The sequence below is a fragment of the Acinetobacter sp. TUM15064 genome, assembly GCF_008980265.1.
In the GTDB taxonomy this organism is placed as follows: Bacteria; Pseudomonadota; Gammaproteobacteria; order Pseudomonadales; family Moraxellaceae; genus Acinetobacter.
This window is the reverse complement of the sequence record NZ_BKFU01000033.1, coordinates 26,132-37,703: the sequence shown is the minus strand read 5'-3', so window position 1 is coordinate 37,703 and position 11,572 is coordinate 26,132. Positions and strand designations below refer to the sequence as shown.

Annotated in this window: 9 protein-coding genes and 1 pseudogene; 5 read left to right on the top strand and 5 right to left on the bottom strand. The window is 40.1% G+C overall.

Annotated features, from left to right (window positions below):
* Positions 1-267 precede the first annotated feature (267 nt).
* Positions 268-1,443, top strand: a complete 1,176-nt coding sequence (locus tag GBI16_RS11010; RefSeq protein ID WP_086209383.1) for a cysteine desulfurase family protein — start codon at positions 268-270, stop codon at positions 1,441-1,443.
* Positions 1,444-1,635: 192 nt separating this feature from the next.
* Positions 1,636-1,785: pseudogene (locus GBI16_RS11005) on the top strand (secretion protein HlyD); the annotation flags it as partial.
* 135 nt (positions 1,786-1,920) lie between these two features.
* On the opposite strand, the gene yddG reads toward GBI16_RS11005, so the two are convergent.
* Both yddG and GBI16_RS10995 read right to left on the bottom strand, forming a co-directional pair.
* The gene (gene yddG, locus GBI16_RS11000) at positions 1,921-2,805 is read right to left on the bottom strand and encodes an aromatic amino acid DMT transporter YddG (RefSeq protein ID WP_151707078.1); all 885 of its coding nucleotides are present in this window, start codon (positions 2,803-2,805) and stop codon (positions 1,921-1,923) included.
* A 151-nt stretch (positions 2,806-2,956) separates the two neighbouring features.
* On the bottom strand, positions 2,957-4,465 hold the full coding sequence (locus GBI16_RS10995) for a PLP-dependent aminotransferase family protein (RefSeq protein WP_086209381.1): 1,509 nt from the start codon (positions 4,463-4,465) through the stop codon (positions 2,957-2,959).
* Between the two features lie 109 nt (positions 4,466-4,574).
* Between GBI16_RS10995 and GBI16_RS10990 the strand changes: the two genes are divergently transcribed.
* Together GBI16_RS10990 and GBI16_RS10985 are read left to right on the top strand one after the other, a co-directional pair.
* Positions 4,575-5,219 (top strand): FMN-binding negative transcriptional regulator, encoded by a 645-nt coding sequence (locus GBI16_RS10990; protein ID WP_086209380.1) that lies wholly within the window; start codon positions 4,575-4,577, stop codon positions 5,217-5,219.
* A 46-nt stretch (positions 5,220-5,265) separates the two neighbouring features.
* Positions 5,266-5,856 (top strand): GNAT family N-acetyltransferase, encoded by a 591-nt coding sequence (locus GBI16_RS10985; protein WP_086209379.1) that lies wholly within the window; start codon positions 5,266-5,268, stop codon positions 5,854-5,856.
* Between the two features lie 141 nt (positions 5,857-5,997).
* On the opposite strand, the gene GBI16_RS10980 is transcribed toward GBI16_RS10985, so the two are convergent.
* From GBI16_RS10980 to GBI16_RS10970, 3 genes are all read right to left on the bottom strand, one after another.
* Positions 5,998-8,505 (bottom strand): TonB-dependent receptor, encoded by a 2,508-nt coding sequence (locus tag GBI16_RS10980; RefSeq protein WP_086209378.1) that lies wholly within the window; start codon positions 8,503-8,505, stop codon positions 5,998-6,000.
* A 66-nt stretch (positions 8,506-8,571) separates the two neighbouring features.
* Positions 8,572-9,528, bottom strand: coding sequence for a FecR family protein (locus tag GBI16_RS10975; protein WP_086209377.1), 957 nt, complete (start codon positions 9,526-9,528; stop codon positions 8,572-8,574).
* Between the two features lie 20 nt (positions 9,529-9,548).
* Complete coding sequence (locus tag GBI16_RS10970) at positions 9,549-10,064, bottom strand: sigma-70 family RNA polymerase sigma factor (protein ID WP_086209376.1); 516 nt, start codon at positions 10,062-10,064, stop codon at positions 9,549-9,551.
* Between the two features lie 296 nt (positions 10,065-10,360).
* Here GBI16_RS10970 and GBI16_RS10965 point away from each other — a divergent pair, with 296 nt between their 5' ends.
* Positions 10,361-11,569, top strand: a complete 1,209-nt coding sequence (locus GBI16_RS10965; RefSeq protein ID WP_086209375.1) for an efflux RND transporter periplasmic adaptor subunit — start codon at positions 10,361-10,363, stop codon at positions 11,567-11,569.
* Positions 11,570-11,572 lie beyond the last annotated feature (3 nt).

The following is an 11,572-nucleotide window of genomic DNA, read 5'->3' as shown; positions in this document are numbered from 1 at the left end:
AATTCATGCGCGTGTGGCAGTTCTGAATAGATTTACGGAATTAGGTAGACCTCGCACCCAAGTTGTGTCTTAAATTTGAATGGATTGGGGAGAACTCAGCTTTTGAATGTTTATGCAACAAAGCCATATTAAAATCGTTAGTGAATGCTAGAGCTGACGATTTTTTTATAAGCTTAATATTGTTGATAAGGTATGATTAAATCCATATAAATAGAATAAATTTCATCCTTTATAATCATTCTAAATTTATTTTTAATAGTGATTAAAATGAGCAGATTAATTTATTTGGATTATGCAGCAACAACACCTATTCTCCCTGAAATCTCTCAAGCAATGATTCGATGTTTGTCTGTAGAAGGTGATTTTGGAAATCCTGCTTCACAATCGCATCATTATGGTTGGGATGCTGCAAAACATATCGCCACATCTAGGCAGCATGTGGCTGATTTAATTCGTGCCAATCCGCAAGAAATTATTTGGACTTCTGGTGCAACAGAGTCAAATAACCTCGCGATCAAAGGTACTTTAGATTGTTATAAAAATCAAAATAAACACATTATTACCAGCAAAATAGAGCATAAGGCCGTTTTAGATACCTGTGCAGAGCTAGAAAGTCTCGGTTTTCAGGTGACTTATTTACAACCTGAATTAGGTACAGGCGTGATTCACCCAGAACAGGTAGAACATGCTATTCAACCCAATACGGTTTTAATTTCGCTGATGATGGTCAATAACGAAATTGGTACATTAACCGATATTCAAGCCATTGGACTATTGGCGCATCAGCATCAAATTTTATTTCATGTTGATGCGGCACAAGCTGTAGGAAAGACAGAGATTGATGTTCATGAGATGCATATTGATTTACTCAGCCTATCCGCCCACAAAATATATGGCCCCAAAGGCATTGGTGCGCTCTATGTGCGTCAAGGCATTCAAAAACAAATCAAGACTCAAATTCATGGCGGTGGGCATGAACAGGGTTTGCGTTCAGGAACTTTAGCGACACATCAAATTGTTGGGATGGGGGAAGCCTGTAGACTGGCTAAAATAAACTTAGTTGAAGAACAACAACGTATTCAAAAATTAAGGAATCAATTTTTAACGAGTTTACAGGCTTTAACTCCTGTGAAACTTAATGGTCATCCGAACAAACATGTTGCCAATTATTTGAATGTCAGTTTTTTATGTGAGCAGGCAAATTCTATTCTTTCGGCGGTTAAACAGGTTGCTGCGGTTTCGAGTGGATCGGCCTGTAATTCACATCATGCAACTCAGTCTCATGTATTAAATGCTTTAGGACTGAATGAGGAACTGGCTGCACATACGGTGCGCTTTAGCTTTGGAGCCTATACGACAGATGAGCATATAGAAACAATATTATATAAAGTCCAATTTGCTATAAATTCTAAAGATTTCTGTGTTCAATTATCAGCTGTTTAAATCATCGAAGTTTTGATGAGTTGCAAACGATAGGGGGGTAAAATACCCCTAATATAAAGAGGCATCGTCTCAATTCTTGAGTATGAATGAGTGTATTCGTTGTTTACTCAATTATTTTGGTTTTCTACAGATTGTAATATGACCAATCTGAGGAATATTTATGGAATACTAAGATGAGTGTAAAACGCAGGCTCCAATAAATTGATGAATAAGCAGGGTAAACAATTTAACATTACACCAGGTATGGTGGCAGTCGTAGATATTAAAACAGGGCACAAGACGGTGCTGGACTATTTAATTAAACCGTTTAACAAAGCCAAAGAAGCACTGCGTGAACGCTAATATCCACCCAACTGGTTTAAAGTAATTAAAGCCAACGATGATATTGCATACGTTGGCTTTTTTATTAAGTTACGGGTTTTAAGGATAAGCGTTAGAGCTGAAAATTTTCCTGAAATAGACTCTGTTTTGAATCATTTAAGCTTTGGTTTTGGTTGAAACCCAACACAATAAAGCGCCGAGACAGACCATCAAAGCACCTTGCCAAAAACTGAAAGTTAAATGCGTACTTAAAATGACAGCGGAAACTACAGCGGAAAATACAGGAATAAAATACGACGCAGCAGCCAATAGGGTGACATTGCCATGCAATATACCAATATTCCATGCACCATAGCCCATACCCATCGCAAAGGCTGCAAGGACTAAATAAATGGTGGGTTGCAGTTCAAAATTCAAAGTGCCTTCACCTAACAACAACCATTTAACCCACAGCACAATTGAAACTAAAATGAAAAAGAGCGTCACCCCATTTTTACCATTTGCCATTTTTGCGGTGATGGTGCAATAAGACGCCCAAAGTACGGTGCCGAGTAATGCTAAGCCATAACTTAGAGGGTTATTTTGAACATTGCTTAGCATGCCCTCAAGGCTTAATCCTTGATCACCGCCTAATACCCAACAAATTCCTATTAGCGAGATAAAAAAGCCGGGTACGATGAGAAAATTGGCTTTTTGTTTATTAAATACAATCGCAAAGATAATGGTAAAGGTCGGCCACAGGTAGTTCACCATACCAACTTCAATGGCTTGTCGACTACTGGTTGAGTAACCAATGGACAGGGCAAGGCAAATTTCATAAGAGACAAACAGCAAACTGCCCCAAACTAGATAGGGAAGAGGAAATTCTTTTAACCGAGTCCAACCAAAGGAGAGCAGCAAAAAAACAGAAGCCAATGAATAAATAAGAGCGGCTCCACCAACAGCGCCAAAAGCATGGCTTACTTCTTTAATCAGGGCAACAATTAAACTCCATAATAAAATCGCACCTAGACCAATCAATGTTGCTTTTTTTGAATTCATTTCGTTTGTATCTTTTACCTATTCGCTGAATGGAGCAGTTTTGTTTAGGGGACAGTGCTTCATTTTATCGACAATGTAGCTTTATCTCCGAATGCCATTTCATGTGTATTATACGCAATATAATGATATATCACGTGAAATAAATATTAATTTAACTTCTTTCAATTTGGTTCGGTTTGGCATGAGATTTCAAAATAATTGCTACAGTTTGGATAGCTATTTTTATCTGATCCTGATCAAAATCTCCTAAACCAAGCACTAATCCAGAGCGTTTACGTTCCAACGAAAAGGTCGGGGAAACCGCTTTAATTGCAATACCAGCATCTAGTACCGCTTGAGCGATTTCCCGATCATCCATGTAATCTGCAAGCCATAGCACCATATGCATACCTTGATCTCCAGCTTGTAAATAACCTAAGTGTTTTGGAATATAACGCTCAATCATGCCAATCAAATATCGACGGTTCTCAGCATAGACATTGCGAATCCGTCGAATGTGACGTTCTAAATAACCTTCTTGAATAAAGGCAGCCAGAACATGCTGATCAGCAGAGGGAGGATGACGGTCGATCAGAACACGTAATCCACAAAAAGGGGACACCAAAGCTTTGGGCAGTACGGCATAGCCGAGTCGCAGTGATGGAAACAGTACTTTGCTAAATGTCCCTAAATAGATGACTTGTTCAGGTGCTAACCCTTGCAAGGCTGGAAAAGGCTGGCCACTGTAGCGCAGTTCACTGTCATAATCATCCTCAATAATCCAAGCGCTTTTCTGTTTGGCCCAAGCGAGTAATGCGGTTCTTCTGGCTAAACTCATGGGCATCCCAATTGGATATTGGTGAGATGGGGTGACAAAGGCTGCACGGGCATTTGGCGCGAGGTTTATACCTGTATCGACTTGAATTCCTTCTTCATCTACGGGCACACGAACAATATGTAAGGGTTGTATTGAGTTTTCTAATAGGGCAGTTGTCCCTCGATAAGCAGGGTCTTCGACCCAGACTTGATCTTGTGCTTTAAATAGAATCTGACTACAGATATAGAGTGCCTGTTGGATGCCACTAGTAATGACTATTTGTTCAGCTTCACAGTGTACAGAACGAGAGCGTCGTACATAGTCGGCAATCGCAACACGTAAGGAAAATACACCTTGTGGGTCATCATACCCAGAGGGTGCTGCGACGCCCCGTGCGCGGTAGCGATTGCCAAATTTTCTCCAAATATCATTTGGTTGGGTGCGTCCAACAGGTACAGAGACTGCAAAAGGAAGATGAGGAAGCGGTTTAAATTCTTTCAATACTTCAGCATAGGCCTGAGCTGCGGGTGTTAGCTGAACGTGAGTAGGATCAGTATTTCTCCGCTCTTGAGTTTGCTGACGCTTTGAACGTGCCAAGTTATCTGAAACAAAAGTGCCTTGACGCGCACGTGCTTCTAAAACGCCCTCAGCCAAGAGCTGATCATATACTTCAATTATGGTGCCCCGTGAGACACTTAATGTGATCGCCAATTCACGTGACGAGGGTAAAGGGTCGCCCGCTTGTAAATCGCCATTTTGTACTGCTTGTCGTAAGGCTTGAATGAGTTGGGCGGCTATTTTTCCCTGTATTTTATTAAGCTTTGTGATAGAGGGAAGTTCTACGACTTTTGCCATTCTTGCCATAATTCTGGTCTACTCAAAGTAATACATACTGGTACTTTTGAATAATCCAATTAAACCAGAGAATTTACAACAACAAATACAGCAATAATGAGCTCAAGGAGGCAAAGCTGTGTATATCCCTGCAGAATTTGAAGTAACCCAAGTTGAAGAGCTACATCAGCTCATACAGAATTATCCATTGGGTATTTTGTTTACCCATGGACGAAGTGGTTTAGATGCAAACCATTTACCTTTTGAGTTACAAGTCGATCATACTGAACTTGGGATGTTACATGCTCATGTTTCTCGACATAATCTTGTTTGGCAGGATGTGAATAATGGGGATGAAGTGATGGTGGTCTTTCGAGCGGGAGATGCTTATATCTCACCGCAGTGGTATCCCAGCAAACAAGAGCATCATCAGCAAGTGCCGACATGGAACTATCGAGTGGTACATGCTTATGGTCGAGTAACTATTCGAGATGATGAGCGTTATGTGCGTGGTGTGGTGGCACGTTTGACACGAACTCATGAAGCAACACAGCCAGAGCCATGGAAAATGTCGGATGCACCTAAGGATTATCTTGAACCCATGTTAAAAGCAATTGTAGGGATTGAAATTGAAATTACGCGTTTGCAGGGCAAATTGAAACTTGGGCAAAACAAAGATCAGCGAGATGTTCTAGGTGTGGCAAATGCACTGAAAGAAACCGGGCAGGTTGAGATTGCAGACGCGATGCATCTGATTGCAGCAGCAAAAAATACGTCCATATAACAATATTTTGAGCTGAGTTAAATAATTGAAATATAAGGAGTGAGCCATGCAGTGCTTCAAACCTGTAGTTTTACAGGGTGAACGAATTACATTAAAACCGCTTAAGTTGGAACATGCACCAGCACTGTGTGATGCAGTGCGTGATGGCGAGCTATGGAAACTATGGTATACCCGCATTCCTTCACCTGAGCAGATGACTGCTGAAATTCAACGCCGCCTAGATTTACAGCAGTTGGGGAGTATGTTGCCATTTACGGTGGAAGAACGAGACAGTGGGAGGCTGTTAGGGATGACGACTTTTATGAATATAGAAGCCGAGCACCGCCGTGTTGAAATTGGCTCAACATGGTATAGCCAGTCCGCGCAGCGCAGTTATGTCAATACGGAGTGTAAAAATCTGTTGCTTACGCATGCATTTGATATTTTGAATTGTATTGCGGTTGAGTTCCGTACATCCTCTTTTAATTTTAAAAGTCGGACGGCAATTGAGCGTTTGGGGGCAAAATTAGATGGGGTGCTTAGAAGTCATCAAATTGTACAAAACGATATTTTAAGAGATACGTATGTGTACAGTATTTTAAAAACTGAATGGCCTGCAGTACAACAACATTTGAAGGCACTTTTGAACAAGAGATAACGTTTTGTCTAGCTGACGCGTTTCATGAGAGAAAAATAATACATAAAAAAGCGGCATTACTTTCATACAAAAATAATGCCGCAGATATACAACTCAATGATCAGTGAAAGATTGATATAAACTTATTTCTTAGATTTAAGTTTACCAGTCGTATTTCAGACCTACTCTAAAGTTGGTAGGTGCACCATAATAGCTGTTGGTGGTTGATAGATGATATTTTTCATTAAATAAGTTATTTAAATTGAAGTTCAGCAGTAGGTTTTCATTGATCTTATAACGCGCCATCAAGTCAACCAATGCATAGCTGTCTTGTGTGAAACGAGTACCGTTTGGCCCATTATCTTGATAAATCTCACTTTGCCAGCGTAGTCCACCACCAACAGTTAATGCTTCATTGAAATAAGGCAGAGTATAAGTGCTAAATAATTTAGCGGTATTATTTGGAATGTTGGTATTTAAATTATTACCATCTTTGTCCTGAGAGATATTTCGTGAAAAACTTGCAGAAACTTGCCATGTATCTGTTAACTTGCCTGTGCCTTCTATTTCAAAACCACGACTTTTTGTGCCAGATTCGGTACGGTAAACCGTATTGCCATCTGAATCTGGTTCATCTAAAGCAATGGCTTTATTATCTTCTTGGGTTTGATAGAGTGCGGCACCAATGTTTAATTGGTTATCAAAGAATTCACCCTTAATACCGAGTTCCGTACTATTTCCTACCAGTGGATCAACATAGCCACCTGAGACTGATTTCTTGTCTTGTGGTAAGAAAATATTGGTATAACTTGCATAACCTGTCCATTGCTCTGTGAAATCATAAGTAATGCCCACATAAGGAATGACTTTACCTTTTTCTTCGCGTTTTGAAGCATCCAGAGTTTGACTTGAGTACGTGTACTCATTATCTGTACGTTGCCAATTTTCAACACGTGTTCCTAAAATCACAGCTAGGGGATCTGCTAGTTTTAGACGTACTGCACCAAATACAGATAGGCTTTTCTCATCATTGCTGTACCAGCCGCCAATTGGCATTTCAGGGCGTGTAGGTGTATTTCCATCCCACTCGAAAATATTATCTAAAGTATTTACACTCCAACCCGAATAGGTTGGGCGTTTATTTTTACTTCTGGCATAGGTTGTACCTAAAACCACATCATGGGTTTGGTTGAGTAAGTCAAATGAACCATTTAAGGTTAAGTTAAATAAGTCCTGAGTTGGTTCATAGTCCCAATGAGATCCATAAAGTAAAGTACCAGCCCCTGTTTCTTTATTAATTCCTGAGCGTGAGTACCCATAACCGACAATTTCATCAGAAGCGGTAATTGTTCGAGATGCAGTGCCTTTCAGTTTCCAACGTTCGTTAAATTGGTGCTCAATATCTGCAAAATATGCAGTTGTTGTTCGGTCAGAACTACTCCAACTTGCAGCATTTGAATCTGAACGTGACCAGTTGATGAGACTACCATCGGTATAAAATGAAGGTAAACCACCACGAGCAATGCCTGAAATATCTATTTGTTGGTAGCTGACCCCTAAACTGGCTTTGGTTTTTTCTGTAAGGTCTGCTTCAACCACTCCATAGGCAATTTTACGTTCCTCACTATAACGGTCAATATAAGAATCGCCCGTTTGGTAGGCTAGAACAGTACGTCCACGGATCGTGCCTGCTTGGTTTAATGGTGTAGAGACATCAATATCGGTACGATAGGTGTCCCAAGAACCTGCACTGGTGCTGACGGAAGCTTTGAAATCTTGCAAAGGTTTTTTCCGCACCATATTAATACTGGCACTGGCAGAGCCTGCACCCGTCATTAAACCATTGGCGCCACGGACCACTTCAACACGGTCAAATAAAGCAGTGTCTTGGCTTTGAAAGATACTGGTATATGAACTCATCAGCTTTACGCCATCAAGCAAATAGTTATCAACTGTTTGACCGCGTGCATAAATAGGTGAGTTATCACTGCCGATATTACCATTTTGGCTAATGGTTAAACCTGCGGCTTGTGAAACAACATCGGTCAGTTGCGTCAGGTTTTGATCTTCCATTTGTTGGCGGGTAATGACACTCACTAATTGTGGCGTTTCTTTTAGTGATAGTGCTAAACCTGTAGATGCAGTGGTTGCTTTGGCTGTATAAAGGCCAGAACCTTCGGTTGTTAAATTATTGCCTTGATCTGCTTTAAGGGAAATAGTTGCAAGTTGAGCTGATCCATCTGGATTCGTCGCCTGACTACTTTGAGCATTTTTATTGGCTTGGCTATGAATAGCTTCGAGTTGAACATCTCGTGTTTCAGCTTGAACTCGTTGTTTCGCTTGAATGCTGTAACCACCATGATTTACTTTTACTGCAACCAAAGCATAAGGCTGTAATAATACAGCCAGAGCCTCATCTACTGCATAATTACCTTTTAGTGCTTTGGCTTGCAAATTTGAGAGTGTCTTTGCGTCATAGCTGATCGTGGTACCCGTTTGGATTGCGAGTTGCTTCAATGCCTGATCCAAAGGGAGTTTTGTAATATTCACAGGATAAGTTGTGGCAGCATAAATAGCAGTAGTGGTAAGGCTTCCTGCCATTAGTGGCATGCCCCATAAAACTGCCCGAATAGCCATTGCTAATCTACTTTTTGCCTGATAATCCTTCATGCGGTGTTCTCGACTAGGAGTGTATTTCTGTATAAGTCGAGTCAGCTCAAAAAAAGGGTCATATTTTTATCTTTTTTTTATTTTTAATAGATATGAACTGTAATAATCCAGCTCAAGCTGATGGGTATAGGCCAAGTTCTCTAGGCTTTGTTTTGGGTTTTTTAATGAAAATACGCCTGAAACATGCACATTTTCAAGCTCAGGAGCGAGAAAATAGGTTCCATTTTGATAACGGTACAATTCATCTAGTACTTTTTTAAGTGGCCATTGCTCCACAACCAGTAGATGTTGCGTCCAATACGGTTGCTCATTTTTCAGTGGATTGATGGCTGAAATTGTATCGGCATCAAAACTGGTACGTTGGCCTTGTTGTAAAAGTTTGCGTGTATCTGTTTTGGCAGGATATAAGGCTACCGCATGTTCATAAACTTTGACTTTAGTGCGATATTCGTCTTCTTGGCGAACTGTAAACTGTGTACCTAAGGCTTCAATCTTTCCATCTTTGGTCGTGACTATAAATGGGCGATGCTTCGGATCTTTTGCCGTCTGAATATAAATCTCACCTTCAACCAATTCAACTTGTCTGGTTTGTTTTGAAAAGTCGATATTGACATAACTATTACTGGCTAAAATCAATTCTGTGCCATCCGCTAAAGGCACAGTTTTAATTTCACCCACTTGGCTATGGTAATCAGCTTGTAGCTTTGCCCAAGGGATACAATAAAGACTTAAGCCAATAATGCAGAACCCTGATAATCCAAACAGCATATTGTGCTTTAAAGAGGTGCTAAATGTATGTTTAGACTTAACTAAGGTATCTGGTTGGAAAGAATTGGGTAAATCAGACAATCCTTGTGTAAAACGTTCAATCTGTGAAATAGCCAAAGCATGTTCTTTATTTTTTGACTTCCACTGCTCAAATTGCTCTCGTTGTTCCTCGGTTACCTCTCCAGAATGAATCAGTACTAGCCAATCGGCTGCTTCATCTAGGATATGATTAGGTAAAGAAGAGTGCTGTGGCATAAGTGTTATAATAAGATGAATTAATCAACAGGATTATAAAGACTTATACAAGCTAAAAAAGCCTGTTTCATATCTCTTTTTACCGTTGCTTCAGAAATATTCAATTTCTCACTAATCACCCGATAGGTGAGACCATCTAACTGGGACATTAGAAAGACCTGTGCTGTACGCGTCGGTAGCTTCTCAAGCATGCGATGTACTTGATAAAGCGTTTCTCGAATGCACACCTCATGCTCAGCCGAAGGGTAGTAGTTTTCAGGTAACTGAGCCAAAGCATCTAAATACAACCTTTCAACATGTTGATGTCGCCAGTGATCAATAATCACATGTTTTGCAATACCCATGAGCCATGCTTGAGGCTCTTTAATTTTTTCAAAACAGTATTCACTTTTAAGTGCACGATAAAACACCTCCTGACTCAGGTCTTCAGACTGATGATGATGTTGCAATTTATGTTTAAACCATGACAACAGCGTGGTTTGGTGTGTGCTGTATATCTGGCTAAACCACATTTTTTTTTGGACATTTAAGTTCATATTTTCAACTCATGACCCTAGAAAAATATCCTGAATCTCAGCAGTAAAAGTGGAATAAGTAAATGAATGGTTGAATATTAATGATAATCATTATTAAATGCAATTACAAAACGCAACATTTGTTGTGAGCTTTTTTAGGTTTTCATCCGTCTTATAAATAGATATGCGTGATTTGTAATAAGAAGTGTCAATTTTTTAAATACTTAATTTGATCAAATTTTAAAAAATTGTATGGGTCTTATCGTTTTGAACAGTACGTGTTGGGCGAGAATTTTTTGTAATGAATAGGAAATGTAATGAGTGAGCCATTGAACAATAACGACCCAGCAAAGCATTTTCTTCATCGTCGAACATATTATATTGGATTGATTATTGTCATTTTGTTGTTAGGCATGGGAGGGCTGTATTGGAAAAATACTATGTCGCAGCCTAGCGAAGAATATAGTCAATGGGATAAACCTGTGCCTGTACGTATCGTGTCTGTACAGCGACAAGACTTGCAGGTGGAAATTAAAGCCATCGGTACAGTTGTTCCGACCCATACAGTGAATGTGCAAACTCAGGTTTCTGGTGTTCTCAAGCAGATTTATTTTAAAGAAGGTCAGACGGTTCAAAAAGGACAACTTCTTGCTCAAGTTGACCCTGCACCATTTCAAGTGGCTTTGGCACAGGCAGAAGGCACACAACAGCAAAACTTAGCGCAACTCCGAAATGCAGGAACGGAGTTAGCACGTTATCAACTGCTTTTTAAGCAAGACTCAATTGCTAAACAACAAGTAGAGCAACAGCAAGCTTTAGTCAATCAGTTGAAAGGGCAAATACAGGCCAATCAAGCTGAGGTTGATGCAGCCAAATTACAATTGTCTTATACCAAAATTTATTCGCCGATTAATGGTCGAGTTGGTTTTCAGCAGAAAGATGCAGGTAATTTAATACAGGCCAATGACACGACAGGTTTGGTCAGCATCACTCAAGTTCATCCTATTTATGTACAGTTTTCAGTGGCTGAACATGATTTGGCTCATTTGCGTAACAACATGAAACAGGGACATCAAGTCCCAGTCAAGGCATGGGATAAAGCAGAACAAAAGCAGCTTGCGGTTGGTCATGTACAGGCGTTGGATAACCAGATTGATGCCAATACTGGCACATTAAAGATTAAAGCCATTTTTGATAATCGTGATGATGTCTTATTTCCCAATCAGTTTGTCAATGTTCGTTTAAATGCACACACTATTCGAAACGCTGTCAGCATTCCAAGTGACGCCGTGCAACATGGGGCCAAAGGGACTTATGTGTATATCGTTAATCCGAAGAAAAAAGCAGAAATTCGTATGCTCACTTTGGGTTTAAGTTCTAACGGTCAGATTCAAGTTTTAACAGGCTTAAACGGAACGGAGCAGGTGGTTTTAGAAGGGATTGATCGTCTTGCAGAAGGCAAAGAAGTTCAAATTGTCTCGGATCAACCTCAAGCGATGGCCACATCAAAACCTGCTGTTGGATAAGAC

Bases quoted from the DNA above. Each gene is read 5' to 3' on its own strand.
- GBI16_RS10970 (WP_086209376.1), bottom strand. From the start codon at position 10,064: ATGAACTTAAATGTCCAAAAAAAAATGTGGTTTAGCCAGATATACAGC.
- GBI16_RS10965 (WP_086209375.1), top strand. From the start codon at position 10,361: ATGAGTGAGCCATTGAACAATAACGACCCAGCAAAGCATTTTCTTCAT.
- yddG (WP_151707078.1), bottom strand. From the start codon at position 2,805: ATGAATTCAAAAAAAGCAACATTGATTGGTCTAGGTGCGATTTTATTA.
- GBI16_RS11010 (WP_086209383.1), top strand. From the start codon at position 268: ATGAGCAGATTAATTTATTTGGATTATGCAGCAACAACACCTATTCTC.
- GBI16_RS10975 (WP_086209377.1), bottom strand. From the start codon at position 9,528: ATGCCACAGCACTCTTCTTTACCTAATCATATCCTAGATGAAGCAGCC.
- GBI16_RS10995 (WP_086209381.1), bottom strand. From the start codon at position 4,465: ATGGCAAGAATGGCAAAAGTCGTAGAACTTCCCTCTATCACAAAGCTT.
- GBI16_RS10980 (WP_086209378.1), bottom strand. From the start codon at position 8,505: ATGAAGGATTATCAGGCAAAAAGTAGATTAGCAATGGCTATTCGGGCA.
- GBI16_RS10985 (WP_086209379.1), top strand. From the start codon at position 5,266: ATGCAGTGCTTCAAACCTGTAGTTTTACAGGGTGAACGAATTACATTA.